This is a genomic window from Pandoraea sp. CB10b_02 (assembly GCF_002216225.1).
Classification (GTDB): Bacteria; Pseudomonadota; Gammaproteobacteria; order Burkholderiales; family Burkholderiaceae; genus Pandoraea; species Pandoraea nosoerga.
The window spans coordinates 1-20,363 of record NZ_NJGW02000008.1 but is presented as its reverse complement, the minus strand read 5'-3'; the positions used below and the strand labels follow the sequence as shown (position 1 = coordinate 20,363).

General features: G+C 64.1%; 16 protein-coding genes. 11 read left to right on the top strand and 5 right to left on the bottom strand.

Going from position 1 to position 20,363, the window contains the following annotated elements:
- The first annotated feature begins 24 nt into the window (after positions 1 to 24).
- From CDN36_RS10325 to CDN36_RS10275, 11 genes are all read left to right on the top strand, one after another.
- Positions 25 to 1,134, top strand: coding sequence for a DUF6094 domain-containing protein (locus CDN36_RS10325; RefSeq protein ID WP_287496683.1), 1,110 nt, complete (start codon positions 25 to 27; stop codon positions 1,132 to 1,134).
- Positions 1,135 to 1,236: 102 nt separating this feature from the next.
- Positions 1,237 to 1,542: a hypothetical protein gene (locus CDN36_RS10320; RefSeq protein ID WP_287496682.1), complete on the top strand. Its 306-nt coding sequence runs from the start codon at positions 1,237 to 1,239 to the stop codon at positions 1,540 to 1,542.
- Between the two features lie 110 nt (positions 1,543 to 1,652).
- Positions 1,653 to 3,926: a helicase-related protein gene (locus CDN36_RS10315; protein WP_287496681.1), complete on the top strand. Its 2,274-nt coding sequence runs from the start codon at positions 1,653 to 1,655 to the stop codon at positions 3,924 to 3,926.
- 138 nt (positions 3,927 to 4,064) lie between these two features.
- Positions 4,065 to 4,649 carry a PFGI-1 class ICE element type IV pilus protein PilL2 gene (gene pilL2 / locus CDN36_RS10310; protein WP_287496680.1) on the top strand — a complete coding sequence of 195 codons (585 nt, stop codon included), beginning with the start codon at positions 4,065 to 4,067 and terminating at the stop codon, positions 4,647 to 4,649.
- Entirely contained in the window at positions 4,646 to 5,293 is a 648-nt protein-coding gene (locus tag CDN36_RS10305) for a hypothetical protein (protein WP_287496679.1), read from the top strand. The genes pilL2 and CDN36_RS10305 overlap by 4 nt, the downstream gene beginning before the upstream one ends.
- 71 nt (positions 5,294 to 5,364) lie before the next feature.
- On the top strand, positions 5,365 to 6,054 hold the full coding sequence (locus tag CDN36_RS10300; RefSeq protein ID WP_502920358.1) for a TIGR03759 family integrating conjugative element protein: 690 nt from the start codon (positions 5,365 to 5,367) through the stop codon (positions 6,052 to 6,054).
- Positions 6,039 to 6,617: a lysozyme family protein gene (locus CDN36_RS10295; protein WP_287496678.1), complete on the top strand. Its 579-nt coding sequence runs from the start codon at positions 6,039 to 6,041 to the stop codon at positions 6,615 to 6,617. Before CDN36_RS10300 ends, CDN36_RS10295 begins: the two co-directional genes overlap by 16 nt.
- Positions 6,614 to 7,165 (top strand): integrating conjugative element protein, encoded by a 552-nt coding sequence (locus CDN36_RS10290; RefSeq protein WP_287496677.1) that lies wholly within the window; start codon positions 6,614 to 6,616, stop codon positions 7,163 to 7,165. Before CDN36_RS10295 ends, CDN36_RS10290 begins: the two co-directional genes overlap by 4 nt.
- Positions 7,166 to 7,175: 10 nt before the next feature.
- Complete coding sequence (traD, locus tag CDN36_RS10285; protein ID WP_287496676.1) at positions 7,176 to 9,332, top strand: type IV conjugative transfer system coupling protein TraD; 2,157 nt, start codon at positions 7,176 to 7,178, stop codon at positions 9,330 to 9,332.
- Positions 9,329 to 10,078: a TIGR03747 family integrating conjugative element membrane protein gene (locus CDN36_RS10280; protein WP_287496675.1), complete on the top strand. Its 750-nt coding sequence runs from the start codon at positions 9,329 to 9,331 to the stop codon at positions 10,076 to 10,078. Before traD ends, CDN36_RS10280 begins: the two co-directional genes overlap by 4 nt.
- 262 nt (positions 10,079 to 10,340) lie before the next feature.
- Positions 10,341 to 11,033, top strand: a complete 693-nt coding sequence (locus CDN36_RS10275; RefSeq protein ID WP_256161628.1) for a hypothetical protein — start codon at positions 10,341 to 10,343, stop codon at positions 11,031 to 11,033.
- A gap of 51 nt (positions 11,034 to 11,084) precedes the next feature.
- On the opposite strand, the gene drmC is transcribed toward CDN36_RS10275, so the two are convergent.
- The 5 genes from drmC to CDN36_RS10250 are packed head-to-tail and all read right to left on the bottom strand — an operon-like array spanning position 11,085 to position 20,077.
- Positions 11,085 to 11,846 (bottom strand): DISARM system phospholipase D-like protein DrmC, encoded by a 762-nt coding sequence (drmC, locus tag CDN36_RS10270; RefSeq protein ID WP_256161627.1) that lies wholly within the window; start codon positions 11,844 to 11,846, stop codon positions 11,085 to 11,087.
- Between the two features lies 1 nt (position 11,847).
- Positions 11,848 to 13,722, bottom strand: coding sequence for a DrmB family protein (gene drmB, locus CDN36_RS10265; RefSeq protein ID WP_287496674.1), 1,875 nt, complete (start codon positions 13,720 to 13,722; stop codon positions 11,848 to 11,850).
- 2 nt (positions 13,723 to 13,724) lie between these two features.
- Positions 13,725 to 17,744: a DISARM system helicase DrmA gene (gene drmA, locus CDN36_RS10260; RefSeq protein ID WP_287496673.1), complete on the bottom strand. Its 4,020-nt coding sequence runs from the start codon at positions 17,742 to 17,744 to the stop codon at positions 13,725 to 13,727.
- A gap of 12 nt (positions 17,745 to 17,756) precedes the next feature.
- On the bottom strand, positions 17,757 to 19,712 hold the full coding sequence (locus tag CDN36_RS10255) for a BbrUII/HgiDII family restriction enzyme (RefSeq protein ID WP_011805420.1): 1,956 nt from the start codon (positions 19,710 to 19,712) through the stop codon (positions 17,757 to 17,759).
- Positions 19,709 to 20,077, bottom strand: a complete 369-nt coding sequence (locus CDN36_RS10250) for a hypothetical protein (protein ID WP_287496672.1) — start codon at positions 20,075 to 20,077, stop codon at positions 19,709 to 19,711. Before CDN36_RS10250 ends, CDN36_RS10255 begins: the two co-directional genes overlap by 4 nt.
- Positions 20,078 to 20,363: the final 286 nt, after the last annotated feature.

Here is a 20,363-nt window from a genome sequence, read left to right as displayed (position 1 = left end):
TTCATCCATCACCAGGAGAAATCCATGGCACTCATGTTTCCGCGCCTGGCGCGCAACTTCATTCGTAACGGCTACTTCCCCACCGACGAGCCGACGCTGGAGCGGGCCTTGTCCGCGCTGGCGCCGTCTCCCGGCGCCATGTCCATCCTCGATCCCTGCGCCGGCGAAGGCGTGGCGATCGCTGAAGCCGCCCACGCCCTCGGGCGCGAGCAGGTCCAGGCCTTCGCCGTCGAGTACGACGCCGAGCGTGCCCGCCACGCACGGAAACTGGTCGATCGCTGCATTCACGGCGACCTGATGGACACGCTGATCTCGCGCCAGTCCTTCGGCCTGCTGTGGCTCAACCCGCCCTATGGCGACCTGAGCAAGGACGTGAACGGCAACATCGGCTATCAGGGTCAGGGCCATGCGCGGCTGGAAAAGCTGTTCTATCAGCGCGCGCTGCCGCTGCTGCAGTACGGTGGCGTGCTGGTCTTCATCGTGCCGTCCTACGTGCTCGACGCCGAGCTGGTCGGATGGCTGACGCGCCACTTCGCCGACCTGCGCATCTACCGTGCGGTGGAAACGCAGTTCAAGCAGGTGGTGATCTTCGGTCGCCGGGTTCGCCAGCGCGACCAGGCATCGGAATCGGCCAAGGCCGTGCGCGGTCTGCTGCTGCAGATCGGACAGGGTGACGCCGAAGCCGAGGAGCTGCCGCTCGAATGGCCGTTCCTGTCGTACACCGTCCCTGCCAGCCCGGCCGAGCCGGAGCACTTCTATCGCGTGACGATGGAGCCCGAGCAGTTCGCCGATGAAGTCGGCCGGCTGCAAGGACTCTGGCCGGCGTTCGATACGCACCTGGGCGCCGCGCAGCAATCGCTGCGTCCGCCCGCGCGGGCCTTGTCGCACTGGCATCTCGCCCTGGCCTTGGCCGCAGGCGCGATCTCCGGCGTGGTGACGTCCAAGAGCGGGCGCGTGCTCGTCGTCAAAGGTGATACCCACAAGGAGAAGACCCTCCAGACGGAGTACACCGAGTGCGACGACGGCTCCGTGGCCGAGACGCGAATCCTCACCGACAAGTTCGTGCCGGTCATTCGTGCATGGGACTTGACGCTGGGCTCGCCCACGTGGGGCGAAGTGCTGACCATCCGCTGATCGCTGTTCCCTGACGGTTCGCCGTCGCTTTCATCCACCCACCGGGGTCACGTTGCCCCGATGGGGGTGCCTTGGCCCCTTCTTCCAGAAGGAGAAACCACCATGGCACTCGCAATCCTCAACCTCGCGTCACAAGCACGCTTTTCCCCCGGGCAGGTGGTCATGACCGCCGGCGTCGACGAACTGGTCCGGCAGGGCCGGCTCGACCCCGCGCCGTACCTGCGCCGCCATCTTCATGGCGACTGGGGCGACCTGGACGACAGCGATCGGCGGCAGAACGACGCCGCGCTGAAGTCCGGCGAGGATCGTCTGTTCTCGTCCTACCAGGTCACGTGCGACCTGAAGCTCTGGATCATCACCGAATGGGATCGCAGCGTTACCACACTGCTGTTGCCCAGCGAATACTGATCCGCATCCAGCGGCACCTACACGTTTCTTTGCCGCGTCTTTCTTCCCACCCAGGGGCATGTCACCGCCCCGTGTGGGAGGTGCATGCCCCATTGCCTTGGAGCATCACCATGTCCCTTGATCTCGAAACCGTTCCCGAAACCGCTGTGCAGGGCGACCTGCTCGAAGCGGCCGCTTCACCCCTCACGCTCAGCCTGCAGGACTTCGTGTCCGAGTTCGGCGACGAGTTGCTCGACTCGCTAAACCGCGCCAATCCTCCGGTCTACACCGGCCAGGTGCGGGTGCATCGGCAACAGATCCTCGCCGCGCTCAAGCGCAAGCTGTTCCCGGCGCAAGCCGATGTGGTCCATGCCGTCACCGAGCTACTGGTCGACCGCGGCGAACGCGCCGCGATCGTCAATGGCGAGATGGGCTGCGGCAAGACGACGGTGGGTATTGCCACCGCCGCCGTGCTCAACGCCGAGGGCTACCGCCGCACCCTGGTGCTCTCGCCACCCCACCTGGTCTACAAGTGGCGGCGCGAGATCCAGGAGACGGTGGCCGGCGCCAAGGTCTGGGTGCTCAATGGCCCGGACACGCTGGTCAAGCTGCTGAAACTGCGCGAGCAGTTGGGCGTGCCTGCGCAGGGCCAGGAGTTCTTCGTCCTGGGCCGCGTGCGGATGCGGATGGGGTTCCACTGGAAGCCTGTCTTCGTTCGGCGGCACACGCCTCACGGCGACGTGGGAGCCTGCCCGGATTGCGGGCATGTCGTCACCGACCTCGACGGCGAGCCGATCAACCCGGTCGAGCTGGAAGCCGAGGAGTCCCGCCGCAAGTGCAGTCACTGCCGTGCACCGCTGTGGTCGTTGATCCGTCCCAGAGGCCTGTCCGCCAGCGACCAGTCCTCGACCGTGCTCAAGGCACTGAAGCGCATTCCTACCATAGGCGAAGTCACCGCGCAGAAGCTGATGCAGAAGTTCGGTGACGCCTTCCTCGCGTCGATGCTCGGGGACAACATCCACGAGTTCATCAACCTGATGGACGACCGCGGCGAACTGGTCTTCTCGGACCGGCAAGCCCACCGGATGGAACGCGCGATGGCCAACATGGAGTTCGGCTTCGGCGAGGGCGGCTACCAGCCGTCCGAGTTCATCAAGAGGCAGCTTCCCCAAGGCACGTTCGACCTGCTCATCGCCGACGAGGCGCACGAGTACAAGAACGGAGGCTCCGCACAGGGCCAGGCCATGGGGGTGTTGGCGGCCAAGGCGCGCAAGACGCTGCTGCTCACCGGAACGCTGATGGGCGGCTACGGCGACGACCTGTTCCACCTGCTGTTCCGAGCCCTGCCGGGGCGGATGATCGAAGACGGCTACCGGCCGACGAAGAGCGGCAGCATGACGTCGGCCGCGATGGCGTTCATGCGCGATCACGGTGTTCTGAAGGACATATATTCCGAGAGCACCGGCACGGCGCACAAGACGGCCAAGGGCACCAAGGTATCGGTGCGCACGGTCAAGGCGCCGGGTTTCGGTCCCAAGGGCGTGCTGCGTTGCGTCCTGCCGTTCACGGTCTTCCTCAAGTTGAAGGACATCGGTGGCAACGTGCTGCCGCCCTACGACGAGGAGTTCCGTGAAGTCGCGATGGACAAGGCGCAGGCCGCGGCCTACCGCGATCTGGCGGGTCGGCTGACCCAGGAGCTGAAGCAGGCCCTTGCGAAGCGCGACACGACACTGCTCGGCGTGGTCCTCAACGTGCTGCTGGCCTGGCCGGACTGCTGCTTCCGGTCGGAGACGGTGGTGCATCCGCGCACGCGCAACACCTTGGCGTTCGTTCCGGCTCAGTTCAACGAACTGGAGGTGATGCCCAAGGAACGCGAACTGATCGAGATCTGCCGGCAGGAGAAGGCAGAAGGTCGCAAGACCCTGGTCTATTCGGTCTACACCGGCACGCGCGACACCACGTCGCGTTTGAAGGTGCTGCTGGAGCAGGAAGGCTTCAAGGTGGCGGTGCTGCGCGCGAGCGTGGATGCCTCCCGCCGCGAAGACTGGATCGCCGAGCAGTTGGACCGCGGCATCGACGTGCTCATCACCAATTCCGAGCTGGTGAAAACCGGCCTGGACTTGCTGGAGTTCCCGACCATCGTGTTCCTCCAGTCCGGCTACAACGTGTATTCGTTGCAGCAGGCCGCCCGGCGCTCATGGCGCATCGGCCAGAAGCAGCCGGTGCGCGTGATCTACCTCGGCTACGCCAACTCCTCGCAGATGACCTGCCTGGGGTTGATGGCCCGGAAGATCATGGTGTCGCAAAGCACGTCGGGCGACGTGCCGGAATCGGGGCTCGATGTCCTGAACCAGGACGGTGATTCCGTCGAGGTGGCATTGGCAAGACAACTCGTGGCGGCATGATCCATGCCTCTCATGCCGGCGGCCCATGGTCGCCGGCATTTTTCCTGGCAAATCGGGAGCCGATGGATTCGCTTTGTTTGCTGCGGCAGAGGGCCGGCGCGGCGATGGTGATGGCTCGTTGTTTCAGGACACCGATCCATGCGCCCATCCCGCCAGCCCTTCCGTATCGCCGGACGCAGCCACCTGATCCGTCTGCCCGGCTTGCTCCTGGCCGCCATGGCCAGCGGCTGCGCGATGACGCACACCGTGCCGCCAGCACCGGCATCCGAAGCCACCGACATCGCGCCCGAGGCCGTGGCGGAGTTCGTGCCAGTGACGCGGTATGGCCGCTACACCCTGGTCGAACTCGCGCCCACGGCGGCCCAGCACGACCTGTTGCTGCAGGTGGTGGATGTGGATATCCCCGGCACGCTGGGCGCCACCGTCGGGGATGCCCTCCGGCACCTCGTCCTGCGTTCCGGCTACCGGCTGTGCGATGAGCAGGCCGCCGATCTGCTGGCCTTGCCGCTGCCGGCGGCTCACTACCGGCTCGGCCCGCTCCTGCTGCGCGACGCGCTCTTGACCCTGGCCGGTCCCGCCTGGGATCTGCAGGTCGACGACGGCGAGCGGAAGGTGTGTTTCATCCGTAGCCTTCGGGAGGCCCGGACGCCGCACGAGCCCACACCACCCAAGACCAGCAATCCGGCGGAGACCCCTCCGCTGATCCGGGAGGTTTCGCCATGACCATCCGGGACTCGGCGACTGGCCAGCGCACGACGCTGCTGCGGGTCGCGGCCGCAACCTGGTTGTTGCTCGTCAGCGCGGTGGTGCTGGTGGATCACATGGCCTTGTCCGGGCTGGCAGAACAGACCCAGGCCTTCGCGCCCACCGCGCAGGTGTCCCTGCTCGAATCCCGAGTGGATGGCCTCTCGCATCGGATCGAACAACGCCATACTCAGCCCGCCGCCTTGCCGCAGGCGCGCTACGAGCAGGACACCGCGGCGTTGGACCAGCGGCTGGCGGCGATCGAGCTGGCGCAGGCCCAATACGCCGCCACCGATGCGCTGCACGCATTGGAAACCCGTGTCACGCGACTGGAAGCCCGCCCGGTCTCGCGCCAGTCCAAGCTGCCCGCATCACGGCCATCCCAACCTGTGGCGGCCCAACCCAAGCCTGCTGAGCCTTCATTCCACCTGATCGGAGTGGAACTGCGTGCGGGAGAACACTTCGTGTCGGTGATGCCTGCCGATGGCACTGGGCTGGCCGATGTCCGCCTGCTGCGCGCCGGAGAGTCTGAGGGTGGCTGGCGACTGGACGGGATCGAGCGCGATGGCGCCGTCTTCCGGCAGGGAGACGAGATCCGCAGGCTGCCCATCCCGCCCCGATAAGGAGGCCCACACCGATGGTCCCGCGCCACTTGACCCCGCCGTTGCTGGTTGCATTGCTGGCCGCCTCCGCCATGCAGGCGGCGCTCGCGCAGCCCACCGGCGCAACCACCGCGGCCAGGACGGCGCCGAGCCGTGAAGCTCCTGCGGCCATCGCTCGCAGCGACGAACAGCGGGCGCAGGACTGGGGGCTGCGCACGGATGAATGGACGCGCTATCGCGAGTTGATGCAGGGGCCGCTGGGCGTCTACTCGCCCAGCCTCGACCCGCTCACGGCCCTCGGTATCGAAGCACGTTCCGACGAGGAGCGCCGCCGCTACGCGGAATTGCAGGTTCGGGCTGAAGCCCGGCGGGTCGAGAAGACGCTGGCCTACCAGCGTGCCTACGACGCCGCCTGGCAACGGATCGCGCCGGGCATGGCGCGGGTCAACCTGCCCGGTGCCAAGCCGGCCGACGTGGGCACCTCCATCGCATCGGGCACCGACCGAACCGCCGTCTTCGTGAAGGACGGATGCACCGCCTGCGACCAGGCCGTGCAGCGGCTGCAGGCGTCGGGCGTCGAGTTCGATGTCTATGTCGTCGGCAGTCGCGCCGACGACGCGCGCATCCGTGAATGGGCACGCCGGGCCCGTATCGACCCGGTGAAAGTGCGCGCCCGGCACATCACCCTCAACCACGATGGTGGGCGCTGGCTGTCCCTTGGCCTGCAGGGCGAACTGCCCGCCGTCGTGCGCCAGGTCGGCGGCCAATGGCAGCGACAGTAGGCCTGGGGCGTCTCGCGCTCGCGCTGCTGGCCTGCTGGTCACTCGGCCAGGCGAAGGCGCAGGAGGTCCCGCCGCCGGCCTACCAACTCGCAGCGCAGCGTGCGGGCATCCCGCCTGCGGTGCTGTACGCGGTGGCCTTGCAGGAGAGTGGCACCCGGTACCACGACCGCCTCGTGCCCTGGCCCTGGACGCTCAACGTGGCCGGGGAATCGCATCGGTTCGCCACCCGTGCCGAGGCCTGCGCCGGCCTGCACCGGGCATTGCGCGACGTGCCGCGCACCCGCATCGACGCCGGCCTGGGCCAGATCAACCTGGGCTACCAGCGCCACCGCTACGACCACCCCTGCGAACTGCTCGATCCCTATCGGAACCTGGCGCTGGCCGCGCAGATCCTGCGCGAGCAGCACGCGCCGGGCCAGGACTGGCTGATCACGATCGGCCGCTACCACCGCCCCGCTGGTGGCGCACCCGCTGCGCGCTACCGCCAGAGTGTTGGCCGTCACCTGGCCCGCCTACTGGGCCAGCCAGCGCGGGGCGACGATCCCCGGAGAACCCTGCCATGAAGCCTCGAATCTTCCGTCCGGCTGTGCCATGGCTGATCGGCTTGCTGCCGCTCGTGTCCGTGCCAGCCGCCTTCGCGCAAACGCCGCCCTTGATCGTCGTCGAGGATCACGGCGGTGCCTCCGCGCTGCCTTACTACCAGGCCCTGGACCTGCAACCACGCACCGGAAGCAGGCCATCTCCCAGGATCGAGATGCCACGCCTGCCCGAAGGGCCTTCTGGCGAGGCGGCCATGCTGCCGGTGCGTTCTGCCCATTTGGCCCCTGGCGATGTGGCTCCCCGGGCGATCCAGGCGCCGGGGCTCACGCCGATGTTCCTGGTTGGTGATGACCCGCGCTCCCATGCCTGGCTGCGCCAGCGTGCCCCGGCGCTGCGCGAGCTCGGGGCCGTGGGGTTGGTGGTCCAGGTCGAGTCACCGCAGGCACTGGCGTCACTGCGTGCCCTGGCGCCCGGGCTGATGCTGGCACCGGCGTCCGGGGACGAACTGGCCGAGCGCCTGGGGCTGCGCCACTACCCGGTGCTGGTGACCGCCACCGGCATCGAACAGTGAGAACTGCCCGATGGCCCAGCCGCACGCCGTCGAAGTCCTGCTGCGGCCAGCGGTGGAGCTATACACCGTTGCCGTATGCGCAGGCGCCGCGGTGGTGTGCGTGGGGGCACCGTGGTCGCTCGCGCTGAATCCGGTACTCGGCCTCGGCAGCGCGCTGGCCTTCCTGGCCTTCGGCGCGATTCGCCTGCGCGACGCCTGGGCCATCCTGCGGTACCGCCGCCACATCCGTCGTCTGCCTCGCTACGTGATGACGAGCCGTGACGTGCCAGTGAGCCAGTACCGTCTGTTCGTTGGGCGTGGCTTCCGCTGGGAGCAACGACACACCCATCGGCTGACGCAGACCTACAAGCCCGAGTTCCGGCGCTACGCCGAACCGACGACGTTCTACCGCCTGGCGCGCCGCCTGGAGGAGCGGCTGGAGTTCGCGCCGCCGCCGCTGCCTAGGCTGGCGCGGGCACTGGCCTGGGACAACCCGCTCAACCCGGTCCGGCCTTTGCCGCCAGTGGGTGGCATGCCGCGCCTGCATGGCATCGAGCCGCACGAGACCGACGTCACCCTGCCGCTGGGCGAGCGTGTGGGCCACACCCTGGTGCTCGGTACCACGCGCGTGGGCAAGACGCGCCTGGCCGAACTGTTCATCACCCAGGACATCCGCCGCAAGGTCCATGGCGAGCACGAGGTGGTGATCGTCTTCGATCCCAAGGGCGATGCCGATCTGCTCAAGCGCATGTATGTCGAGGCCAGGCGAGCCGGACGCGAGGGCGAAATGTACGTGTTCCACCTGGGCTGGCCCGACATCTCGGCGCGCTACAACGCCGTGGGCCGGTTCGGGCGCATCTCGGAGGTCGCCACCCGCGTTGCGGGGCAGCTTTCCGGCGAGGGCAACAGCGCCGCGTTCCGCGAGTTCGCCTGGCGCTTCGTCAACATCATCGCGCGCGCCCTGGTGGAACTGGGGCAGCGGCCAGACTACCTGCTGATCCAGCGCCATGTCGTCAACATCGACGCGCTGTTCATCGAGTACGCCCAGCACTTCTTCGCCCGAACCGAGCCCAAGGCCTGGGAGGTGATCGTCCAGCTTGAAGGACGCCTCAACGACAAGACCATCCCGCGCCACATGGTCGGGCGAGAGAAGCGGGTGGTGGCACTGGAGCAGTATCTGTCGCAGACGCGAACCTATGACGCGGTGCTCGACGGCCTGCGCTCTGCGGTGCGCTACGACCGCACCTACTTCGACAAGATCGTCGCTTCGCTGTTACCGCTGCTGGAGAAGCTCACCACCGGCAAGATCGCGCAACTGCTCGCGCCGAACTATTCCGACCTGTCTGACCCGCGCCCGATCTTCGACTGGATGCAGATCATCAGGAAGCGGGCCGTGGTCTATGTGGGACTGGATGCGCTGTCCGACGCCGAAGTAGCGGCGGCTGTCGGCAACAGCATGTTCAGCGACCTTGTGTCGGTAGCAGGGCACATCTACAAGCACGGCATCGACGACGGCTTGCCGGGGGCATCGGCCAATGCCAAGGTCGCCATCAACGTTCATGCGGACGAGTTCAACGAACTGATGGGCGATGAGTTCATTCCGCTCATCAACAAGGGTGGCGGTGCAGGCATGCAGGTCACGGCCTATACGCAGACGCTCTCGGACATCGAGGCGCGCATCGGCAATCGCGCCAAGGCCGGCCAGGTCATCGGAAACTTCAACAACCTGTTCATGCTGCGGGTGCGCGAGACCGCCACCGCCGAACTGCTGACACGGCAACTGCCGAAGGTGGAGGTCTACACCACCACGCTGGTCAGCGGCGCCACCGACAGTTCCGACCTCCACGGCCCGACCGACTTCACCAGCAACGCGCAGGACCGCATCAGCACGTCGAGCGTGCCGCTCATCGAGCCTGCGCACGTGGTCGGCCTGCCCAAGGGGCAGTGCTTCGCCCTCATCGAAGGCGGTAACCTGTGGAAGGTCCGCATGCCGTTACCGGCGCCCGATCCGGACGAAGCCATGCCCCGGGACCTGCAACAACTGGCCGGCTACATGCGCCAGCACTACGCCGAGGCGGGTGAATGGTGGGACGGCAACGGGCTTCCCCGGTCGCACGACGACGCGTTGCCAGCGGATCTGGCCGAAGAAGTGCAAGAAGGCACGCCGGCTGAAGAGGCGCCATCGTGAAAGAGCCCGCCGCGACCGCCGAGCGACAGCAGGCACGCCAGCGCAGCCTGATCGCCAGCGTGGTCACGCTGCCATGGCGCCTGTTCGGCGTGTTGGTCGCCTCGCTGCTGCTGTCCATCGTCATCGAATGCGTCGGCATGCACCTGTTTTGGCCCGACCAGGGCTGGCGCCACGCGCAGGGCATGCTCGACTACGAACTGAACCAGCTCTCCACCCATTTCACCCGGAGCGCCGTCGTGCAGGAGCCAGGACGCACCGCGCGCTGGCTGGTTGAGGGCACCTACGAGTGGGTTTTCGTGAAGACGGGCTTGCTGGACTGGATGCGCGACGCCTCGGCGCAGGCCAGCGCACCCAGCCGAGGCGCGCACCGAGACTTCCGCTATTACCTCGCCCAGGTCTATGTCTGGACCAAGAGCTATCTGATTGCTGCCGGCTTCACCATCCTGACGTTAATCGTCCGCCTGCTGGTCTTGGTGCTCACGCTGCCGCTGTTCCTTCTCGCGGCCTTCGTCGGCCTGGTCGATGGACTGGTTCGCCGCGACATCCGCAAGTTCGGCGCCGGGCGGGAATCTGGTTTCATCTACCACCGGGCCAGAGCCAGCCTGATTCCTTTGGCTGTACTGCCGTGGGCAACTTATCTGGTACTGCCAGTCAGCGTGAACCCGCTACTGATCCTGCTGCCCGGCGCCGCGCTACTCGGCGTGGCGGTGTGCATCGCTGCGGCGACGTTCAAGAAGTACCTGTAAAACACCCAGGAAGTGACCCTCACCACGCCAGTTCATTGGGACGCACTGCTGCGCGTGTACCGCCCGGGCTGCGAGCTGACCGGGGGACTCTTTCTCTGATTTAGCCGGAGCAAATCAGCCGCAAGTACGTGCCACAGCACCAGTTCCCCTGGTCTCGCTAGCTTCTCAGTGTGCTTCGTCGATTGCTGTACCATCTGAAATCAGCAGGGGTTGTCCAAGACACGCTTAGCGACTCGCACCTACAGATTCGGAGGCATGCCACATGCAGCAGCTGCGATGCTACGGCGACGGCAGAAACAAGGGGTTCTGCGTGCATTGTGGCGGCCCAAGCGAAACCATTGATCACGTCCCGTCGAAAGTTCTCTTGGATGAGCCGTATCCAGAGAATCTGATGGCGGCTCCGGCGTGCCGTGAATGCAACAACGGCCTATCACTCGACGAAGAATATCTGGCCTGTCTGCTCGAATGCGTCATCGCTGGGGACACCGCACCCGAAAAACTGCACAGGGCCAAGATTGGCCGTATCTTGCAGGCGAACTCTTCGCTGTTGGCCCGATTGCAGCGGGCACGCACAGATGGCGCAGAAGGTCCTGTCTGGGCAGCCGAAAACGATCGCGTGAGTCGCGTCATCCTCAAATTGGCTCGTTGTCATGCTTCATTCGAACTCAATGAGCCACAACTGCACGAACCATCACGCCTCGGATTCAAGCCGCTGTCGCTCATGACGGAAAAAGAGCGCACCGCATTCGAAAGCGAGGATGACGCGTTCGATGTCTGGCCGGAAGTCGGGAGCCGTGCGATGCAGAGGCTGCTTGTGGCGGGCGCCGACACTTTCACCGAGGGATGGTTGGCCGTGCAAGAAGGAAACTATCGCTTCCGTACCAGCCAAGCCGATGGGCTGGCCGTGAAAATCGTCCTTCGGGAATATCTCGCCTGCGAAGTCGTCTGGGACTGATTCGGCAGGACGCATTCGTTTCGGCAGGCAGGTGGGTTTCGAAGGGGCGATTCAGACGAGTGAAACCGTCTTCGTGCCTACCAGCGCCTGCAAATGGTCGAGTAGCAGCTTGGGAATCTGCCCGCCGGTGAGGAGCACACCGACCTCCATGTTCTGCTCCATCGCGTGACCGGTCAGGTTGGCGCTGGTGATGAAACACATCTTTCCATCGGCAACGGCGACTTTGGCGTGGACGCGCCCGTCGGAGAAAGGGTCGGCCTTGTCTCGCCAGGCATAGAGTCTGGCGGCGGGGACCAGCGTCCTCATCTTGCCGATAGCATCGAAGGTGATGCTGCCGCCGTGGTCCTGAGACAATTCGAGCAGCATGGAGATGACCACTCCGCGATCATTTGCCGCATTCAGCGCCTTGACGATGGTCGAGACGTCATAGGCCACGAAGCTGGTGATGAACAGGGTCTGCTCAGCGGCGTTGATGACCTGCAGTAGCGCCTGCTCGGTTCGTCGTGCCGAGACGAAGGGTGTCGTCGGCCCCGTCCACACGAGTTCGGTGGATTGTTGATTCGTAGCCTTGGTGAAGACATGGCCGGCGGCGAGCAGCATCGATGCTAGTTCCTCGGCGCTGACAGAGGTGCTTCGCCAAGCATCGATGAGCTGATCCACAACCTCAGCAGCAACGGGGGTGCTGACTGCGCCCGACAGTGCACCGGCTGCTTTGACGGCATCAGTCCGACGAATCCGGCTGGCTATGGCCTGGACCTTCTCTGGAGAGACCAGACAGACCACGGCTGCGACTGCATCCAAGAGCTTCTCCATGTCACAAGCCCTTGAAGAAGGCCGCGTCGATGCGTTCCAGGGTCGGAACCAGCAATGATCGATCCAAGTAGCGATTGCCGCGCTCGCAGGAGGTCTCGGCCACCAGGCTACAAGCGTGGCACGCCGCCGCATGAAGTGAGCGATCTTTCTCGGGATCGTGCTCGGAGCAGAGCGGGTCAGAGGAGCAGATCTTCGAGCGATTCAAGGCTTGCTCCAATAGGCGACCCAGATTCTCCGGCTTGCCGAGATCGACGAGACCGCCCAGCGTTCCATCGGAGTCCGCCGCTGCCGTGTAGATGAGGATACCGGCCTGCGGACTCTCGCCCGAGGTGTCGGCATAGATTCGCTCGCGGATACTCGCTGCGTTGTAGCCGCACTCCAACGCCAGCTCACGAATCAGCAAGTGCGATAGCGTGTGGAGCATGGCGTAGCGAATGCCGGGGTAGCCCTCGTCAGGATCGAGATGACGTGAATTGCGCCATCCCCTGTGGCCGCCCCGGAGCATCTTGTCGACCTGCGCGACGGCAGGAAGTGCTTCCCAAGCGACGAGCGCCAGTTCATCGAACTGGATGAAGATACCCTCACCATGTACCTGGTTCGCGGGAACCCAATCCGGTTTGCTTCGTGAGAGGTTGGCCATCTGGGGCCGTTCGTTCGGGTCACCCGTTTCCTCGGGCGCCTCCACGCGAGTGAAACCGAGTAAGGCATTGACCTCGCGCAGTCGCTCCAGAAGCAGCACTCTGCTGATGTGCTTTGCAAAGGCCGGTGGCGTACCGACCTTCTTGCTCATGAAGTGCGGGTAGTCCGTGGGTGGGTTCGCCTCTGTCAGCACGTCCCACTCGGGGCCCTTGATGTCCGCCTCACCCACGACTTCCTGTCCGCCACCAGCACGGTGCGCCTCAATGGCCGACCAGATCGCCGCCGCTGGATATTTGTCGATCCCTGGCAGTGCCCCGGTCTTCTTCAAGGTCTTCACCGTCACCGACACTTCGGCTTCGGATTCCAGTTCCTCGAAGAACTCCCAACCATCCTGGATCAGCTGACTAAGTGGGTCTTTGGTCTGGGGAATGGCGAGCGCCGAAAGTGTGATCGGGAACCAGCTGTTCGTGGCGCCTAAGAGAACCGCACGCGCTTCTTCTTCACACTCGTTATCAAAGTGGTCGAGGTGGGGATGTCGTCCGCGACATCCAGGAAGATTCTCCTTTCCGGCTTTTCCAAAGGCTTGAGCAAGGCTTCTTGACACACCATTACAGTGCGTCTTATCTCCATCGCACCGAACCCACAAGTTTTCTGTTTGTAATGACGCGCCGCTCTCGAAGAAGCGCAGTGTGCCCTTGCAGGAACTGTTGCCACCGTGGACGAAGTAGTGCCAAGGGAAGTCGTCTAGGTGGCCGTCCCTGCAAGCCAACAGGAAACGGGCCGGAACGGCATCGGCGTCCTTGGCGGGTTGATCGCCCTTCGAACCCCGACAGCCTTTGTGGACGAACCGGGTTCGCTCTGGCCTGAAACGGTTCTCCTTGATCTCGAACAGCCCGGTATCGAAGGGGGACAGCAGGCCGCATTTGACGCAGCGCATCCAGCGCGGGAATGGCCGGACGGGAACACCAATGTTCGCCTCTGCCGACCAGACGTCGACGAGCTCACTCTTTTGGAATGGCGGCATCCGCAGGTTCTCGACCTGTGCACCGAGCACCTTCCGGACGGCCGCCAGCAGCCTGGCTTCCTGGATCGGCTGGCAACGGTCTTTTTCCCAACGGTCGATGCCGAGCGTCACCACGGACAGGCTCGGCAGATCGATCAACGCCCCTGGGCCGTAGGTCCAGAGCAGCTGGCTGGGTCGTACTTCTCCGACTGGAGTCTTGTCATTCATGATCATGCTCAATCCTCATCCTTCGTCGCGGGACGAGGCTTCCAATCGTGGTCGTCCGTGATGTGGCTGGTATTCATGATCAGGCGCACGCCGGGCTCCACTTCACGCATGGACATGGGGACGGTCCAGTTGTCCCATGCCTGGATGCCCGGTGACTTGATCAAAGCGACGGTCTTGTCCTTATCGGGGCCTCGCTTTTCATAGGCCAGGATGCGGCCGCCTTTGCCTACCTCCTTGGCCCACTCGTCCGCGCGCTCCTTGAGTTCCTGTTCGGCCAGGCTCTTGGTGCTGGACAACTCGCTGACATTCCATGCCCGTCTGACGAGTACATCAATGGCATCGGTGATCTCGCTCTGATCTGACTTATCCAACTTGCCTGCGCCCTCGTTGGGACTGAACGCATCGTTCTCCAGGCGCATCAGGCTCAGCAGCGAGCCGGTCAGGCCACGGTCCATAGCGCGCGGCGAGAAGGGTGTCACCGACTGCGCTTCGACGTGCTTGTAGAAGGTGGCGTGGTAGTGCTCAAAGGTCTCATAGTGCGAGAGGTCGCGTGGCCGTGCCCAAGTGAGAACGGTGCAGACCAAGCCGGGGAAGGAACGCCCCACTCGGCTGGTAGCCTGGATGTACTCCGCCGTGCCCTTTGGCTGACCGTTGACGGCCATCAGTCCCAACCGATTGACGTCCACCCCCACCGACAGCATGTTGGTGGCCAGCACCACGTCGATTGCCCGGGTGTCACCGTCTTGCCACTTGGTCACGTATTTGCCGGCTACGGCATCGAACTCGGACTTGAACTTCACCTCAAGGTTGTCGAGGTACTTCGGGATGTCCTGGCTGGAAACGCGCGAGGTCAGCTCGCGAATGTTGCTGACGCTGCGTTGCGCCAGCGCGGGGCGCTCGACCATACTCATCTGCACCCGGTAGGAGCGCGTCTGCACGTCATCCTCGGCCAAGCGCTTCATGCCCCCCAACTCTCGCAACGAGTTGAAGTAGCCGACCGTGGTCATGTAAGGGTCTGCGGCCTCGCCGAAGCGGTCAAACAACGCTTGAGCGGCTGTCAGGAACGCCGTGTAGACGCGGATCAGCATCGCGGGTCGCGAACTGCCTGGGGAACAGACCCCGAGGTAGCGCCGGCCAGGTTTGTCCTCGATCGGTCGTTGGACCGAGAAGTAGTTGTCCTCCACGTCCAGCCCGTGCGGCGGGAACACCGACACGCGCCGCATGAAGACGTTGTTCACCTGCTCGCGGGCCTTACGCACCGTGGCGGTCGACGCGATGATCTTAGGCTTGACCGTATGTTCGCCGAACTTCCAGCCGCACAGCTCATCCACGGCGGACTCGTACAAGCCGACCATGGTGCCGAGCGGTCCACTGATGAGGTGGAACTCGTCCTGGATGATCAAGTCCGGAGGACGAATCTGGCTGATGTTCTTGACCTTGACGGCGGCCAGCCCCTTGCCGGCCTGGTGATTGCCATTGCAATCCGCCCCCTGCCACAGCAGACCATGCCGCTCGCATTCCTGGCCCGCCCGACCGAACAGCGTGCGCACCTGGCCACGCCACGCCATCATTGCGAACTTGTCCACGGTCGCGATCATCATGGTGGGGGGGTGGTGGTAGATCTCCTCGTCCACGACGAGCACCGGAATGCCCGCGTGAGGGAGCTTGCTGGACTTGCCCTTCGAGAATTCGCAACGCCCCTTCTTGTCGCCACAGTAAACGAAGGTGCGCCCACGCCCCTTGTCGACCTCGACGTCGCGTCCTGGAGCGACTTCCGAGCCACACCAGGGGCAACTGGTCAGTTGAGCGGGAGACGCTGCCCCGGCGTTGTACTTGCCGGGGTTGCGGATGTCCTCGATGGCCCGATGGCTGTCCTCGGTCGTACCGGGGGTCACCTTGTTGCCCACCCATAGCCCGATGGTGAAGGGTTCGGTGCCGAGCGACTCGTCACCCTTTGCCAGTGCCTCGCGCCGCAGCACCTCCATCGCACAGATCAGTGCCGTGGCACGCTGGAACTGCTGCAGCGTCAGCAGGCGCAAGGTGTAGCGCATGATCACGGCCAGGCCGCGCGATCCGTCGTAACCACCAAGATTTCCCTGCATGCGCCGAATGGCCATGGTGAAGGCGGCCACACCCAGGTACGCCTCCGTCTTGCCACCGCCGGTGGGGAACCACAGCAGGTCGGCATAGGCTTCGACCGGTTGCACACGATCCGGGTGCGTCGGGTCGGCCAGCGATGGGATCGACAGCAGCAGGAAGGCCAACTGGAACGGGCGCCAGCTGCGGTTCTTCAGCACGTCGAACTGCTCGACGGTGACGTCCTTACCGCGCCGGATTTCGAGGGCGTACTGGCTACGCACGCGCTGCGTGGCCATCGCCCGATTGGCGAACCGGAACGCAGCCAAGGCTTTCTCATCGGTCTTCAGCGTGTCGATACCTTGCTGCAGACGCACTTGAATCTCCTGACATCGATCCAGCGCCTGGCGAGCCTGCGTGTCGTAGCCGAGCACGTCGACGCCGATTCGAACGCGCTGATCGTCGATCCACGCTGCATAATCCTTGGTCAGCAGACTCAGCGCATCGACCAGCGGATCGATGTCCAGTGTCGCGAGACGCTGCATGTCGAGCAGACCACTGCTCACCATCTCCTTCATCGCCGGTCGGTCGGCAGGATCGAGGCCCGGCGTCTCGGTGACCTGCACCTCGTACTGCGGCATGACGGCGGTACGCACCTCGGTGGCCAGTGTCACGTCATCCGCTGTTTCGGCGTGAACCGCGACGCCATGGCCCACAGCAAACTCCACCCGGTTGCGGTAGATCATCTCCAGCGACTCCCGTTCCGGGTCCATGCCGTCCGCATCCAGTACGGGCCGGCGGCGGAAGATGGCGCGCTTGGAGGCTTCTGCTTCCGATCGAACGATCAGCTCCGGCTGAAAGACCCAGGCGGAATCGCGGTTGGTCTCGGGTTCCTCCTGTGCATTGACCAGGAACAGTGTCACCAGGCGGTCACCATTCGCGTTCTTGGCACGCACGGAGCCTTGCACCCGCACTTCGGGATAGCTCTTGTCCGGCGCCTGATGGGGGATCACGCCCTCGGTGAGCGGCAGCACCAGCTTGCCGCCGCAGGGGATGCGCTGCCAGACCTTCGCCTTGGTCTGCTCCTCGGCACCGGTCTCCTTGTTCTTGCGGGTGCGGAAGATCTCGTGCTCATCGCTGCGCTCATAGCGACCCCAGCGCACTTCGATCTCGATTCGCTCGGCGTCGCCATCCACGCAAAAGGTCATGCCGAGGCTACTCGGCACCAGCGACTGATTGCTGGCCGCGTCGATCTCGTCTGCCGCATCGGATTCGGGCTCGACACGGCCCGTCGCCGTGCCGAACTCCGCACCGGGTTCATGCTGACCTGGCGCCTTCGGGTCGGTGGGCTCTTCGACCTCGTCGTTCGCCAGTGGCCCTTCGAGCCCTTCGATGCCACCCTGTGCCGCCTCACGCGGGGCGAGCTTGCCCACCAGATAGCGATCCCGCACACCCATGTCGACGATGCGCTCATGAGGGCCGCCAGCCGGGCCGAGCAAGTCGTCCATCACGGCCAGTTGCAGCAGTTCGCGGATGTAGGCGAGTTCCTGCTGATGCTGGGGAGATCTGGGATCGGAACCGACCGTCGGCACTTCGGCGATGGTCTTGTGCAATGCCTTGGGCAGGGCTTCGACGAAATCGGTCCACTGGACCCGACCGATGCTGCTCGAAGACGGTGGCGTGAGTGCAGTGAGGCCGATCGAGACGGGGTCTGTGATCGACAGCAGTCGGTCGAAATAGAGCGTGGTGGTTTCGAGATCGGAACGAACCCGCAGCACACGCCCGACACGGGTGATGCTACCAACGGGGTTCAGGACCAGAACCCAGTCGTCCTCCTCGATGGCCTGATAGAGAGAACGCTCACCCTTCAGAACCAAGATATAGGGCGCGAGCCTGTGGTCGGTGCCGAGGCCATGATCGATGGCGATCCATGCGTTGGAAGTTTTCGTCATACCTTGGTCACCTCAAATCCTGTCCACGATCTTTTCGAGCTTGTCGAGTGACTTGCTCTTCTCGATGTATGCCGAATACGCCTCTTGAGCGCCCCGAATCAAGGTGTCGTAATGGACGATGCGGCTGCCCGGTGAGATCGATGTCATCGATGACTTGAGGCGGTCGGGGTTCGATGCCTCTTCGTCGACGGTCTTGCCCAGAACGAAGATCACCTCGATGTCGGGGCTGGTCTGGTTCTGCTCCCGCAGAATCTTAGTGAGCTTGTCGACGTAGGTCTGACCTTGCTCCACCAGTTCGAGCAATCCCATCTTGCGGCCGACCTTCTTCAGCTCGACGATGACGTGCTTGCCCGCATTGGTGCGGTAGGCGATGTCCACGCGGCCGAGACGTTCCTTCTCGGTCATGTCTTCGATCAGCACGCCTTCCGTCGTCAGGCGCGATTCCATGATCGGGCTCCCCGTGGCGCGCTCCCATGCCGGGTCCAATAACCAGAGGTGATCGAACAGGTACTTCTGGAGCACCCGTTCCTTTGCGTCCTCATCGATGATGGTCTGGAAATCCCGGATGGCATCCAGACGCGATTTGACGATGTCCCGGTAGAGGGATGCCTCAAGCGAGTCTCTGTCGGCGAGCACGGCCAGCAGCCTGTCGGCACTCTCGATGCTCGTCACAAACTCCTCGGTCGAGCCGCGCAGCTTCATGCGCTCGAATGCCAGGATGCCGTGCCGGTACATGAGCTTCCGATCCTCTTCCTCATCGACCGGCAGCGCACTGAGTTTGGCGATCAGCGTCTCCGCGCTCTTTTTGTATCCCTCGGGGAGCGTATCGAGCCACTCGGCGAGGGCGGGCGATGTTTCCTTCGCTTTCTCGACCTCGTGCTTCTTGCGCCATTCCGTCCAGCGCTTCTCGACTTGCGTAAGACGTGATTTCAGGAAAGCGATCAGCTGCCCATATCGGGGGTCATCCTCCTGCACGCGCTGCCGATCGCTGGTCGCGATGTCTGGTGCGTCGTCGGCGTCTAGGAAATCGGCCTCGATCTGCCCGGTGAGGTACTTCGTGTAGAGCCGCCCGTCGTTCAGTTTGTCGAGGATGTTCTCGTGAAACAGGCGGCCACGGGCGAACACGACGATGCCATTCAGATTGCCGGCATCCTCACTATCGAGTTGCTTGGGGAATCTGGCGGTACCGATCCAGCCGCTGACCCGCCAGCCCATGTCCCAAGCATCGAAGCGGTTCGGAAGCGATTCCTTCTCCAGGAGCTGACCGGCGGGACTCAGGTCGAGTGCGTCGTCACCGAACTGCCAGAGGAACTGCACCATCGGCAGGTCGCCACGATCGGAGGGTGTGATGGGCTGCCCATCGAGATCGATCTTGAACCCGTGGGCCTCCCCGATCACAGAGAAGCGGCGCGCCAGGCGCTTGCGAAGAGCCAGCGCACCACGACCGAGCCGCTGGCGCTTGATATCGCGCAGAACGATTCGTGTTCCCTTGGTTACCGCGATCTGATCGGCGGGCAGGGACTCGGGGCTGTAGAAGGGCTCCCTCTTCTGAACCGATTCGTGGATTCCGTCCACGGTCATGCGAAGGCCATGAGCTGAGCCATCTCTGGCTGACTCGACTTCGATGACGTTAGCAATCGAGAACAGCGAGAGTTTTCCCAGCCCTTTGCGGCCCATCACCGGTCGGCCCTTGGCAGTCGTCTTGCCATGCTCGAGATCTTCATCTCGCCGTCGATAACCGACCCGCAGGTACTTGCCGTTCATGTCATCGACCGACATACCGATACCGTCATCGAGGATCTCGATCCGGTTGCCGTCCGAATCGATCTTGATGTCGACGGTCTCGGCGTCGGCATCCCAGGCGTTCGCGACGGCCTCGGTCAGAACGGCGGCGATGTTGCTGTAGAGGTTGATCCCGAGGTGGTCGAGCACGTTCAGGTCGACCGTCATTCTGTATTTGTCGCTCATAGCTCTCCCTCACCGAACAGCCCGTCGAGGGTGGCGGGAGAGGCCGCCTTCGGTCTGCGTCCGCGCTTGGACTTTGTTGTTGTGGACGCGCCGCTGCTGCTACTCGCAGCTGCTTCGAAGCGTTCACGATTGAGTGCGGTCAGCCGTCCAAGGAGGTCGGCGGTGACGTCTTGCGACAGTGACCATAGCCAACGGTCATTGGCGGAGCCTCCATTGATCTCACGGAAATCGTAGGCGATCTCCAGCTCATCCCACCCATAGGCCGCTGTCACCTCGTTATCGATTACGACCAGTAACTGCCGCAGCTCGACGATCGTTGCATCCTCCTCGCCAGGGGTATGGATGGCGTTCATGACGTCGGTCAACCCGCATTCGTGCGCAGCGCCGAATGCAACCGCCAAGTCGTTGAAACGCTTTGCCGCATCGATGCCCGCCCGGGAGACTTCACTGCTCGGAACTGGGTACTTGGCGACCGACTCGCTGATGGAAAGCGATAGCGTCTCGCCCAGATTCCCACCGCTGAATCGTTCGAGCCACGCACGAAAGCCTGTGCTTATTGATCCGGCCCCTGTGAACTTGTATCAAGCTGCATAGCGAACAGGGCCGTGCTCGAAATACTTGCGAATTCGTTCGGGCTGGCGTTGCACGCTG

What these genes read in the sequence shown, in the direction of transcription:
- CDN36_RS10325 (WP_287496683.1), top strand. Translation starts at nt 25, where the DNA reads ATGGCACTCATGTTTCCGCGCCTGGCGCGCAACTTCATTCGTAACGGC.
- CDN36_RS10320 (WP_287496682.1), top strand. Translation starts at nt 1,237, where the DNA reads ATGGCACTCGCAATCCTCAACCTCGCGTCACAAGCACGCTTTTCCCCC.
- CDN36_RS10315 (WP_287496681.1), top strand. Translation starts at nt 1,653, where the DNA reads ATGTCCCTTGATCTCGAAACCGTTCCCGAAACCGCTGTGCAGGGCGAC.
- pilL2 (WP_287496680.1), top strand. Translation starts at nt 4,065, where the DNA reads ATGCGCCCATCCCGCCAGCCCTTCCGTATCGCCGGACGCAGCCACCTG.
- CDN36_RS10305 (WP_287496679.1), top strand. Translation starts at nt 4,646, where the DNA reads ATGACCATCCGGGACTCGGCGACTGGCCAGCGCACGACGCTGCTGCGG.
- CDN36_RS10300 (WP_502920358.1), top strand. Translation starts at nt 5,365, where the DNA reads ATGCAGGCGGCGCTCGCGCAGCCCACCGGCGCAACCACCGCGGCCAGG.
- CDN36_RS10295 (WP_287496678.1), top strand. Translation starts at nt 6,039, where the DNA reads ATGGCAGCGACAGTAGGCCTGGGGCGTCTCGCGCTCGCGCTGCTGGCC.
- CDN36_RS10290 (WP_287496677.1), top strand. Translation starts at nt 6,614, where the DNA reads ATGAAGCCTCGAATCTTCCGTCCGGCTGTGCCATGGCTGATCGGCTTG.
- traD (WP_287496676.1), top strand. Translation starts at nt 7,176, where the DNA reads ATGGCCCAGCCGCACGCCGTCGAAGTCCTGCTGCGGCCAGCGGTGGAG.
- CDN36_RS10275 (WP_256161628.1), top strand. Translation starts at nt 10,341, where the DNA reads ATGCAGCAGCTGCGATGCTACGGCGACGGCAGAAACAAGGGGTTCTGC.
- drmC (WP_256161627.1), bottom strand. Translation starts at nt 11,846, where the DNA reads ATGGAGAAGCTCTTGGATGCAGTCGCAGCCGTGGTCTGTCTGGTCTCT.
- drmB (WP_287496674.1), bottom strand. Translation starts at nt 13,722, where the DNA reads ATGATCATGAATGACAAGACTCCAGTCGGAGAAGTACGACCCAGCCAG.
- drmA (WP_287496673.1), bottom strand. Translation starts at nt 17,744, where the DNA reads ATGACGAAAACTTCCAACGCATGGATCGCCATCGATCATGGCCTCGGC.
- CDN36_RS10255 (WP_011805420.1), bottom strand. Translation starts at nt 19,712, where the DNA reads ATGAGCGACAAATACAGAATGACGGTCGACCTGAACGTGCTCGACCAC.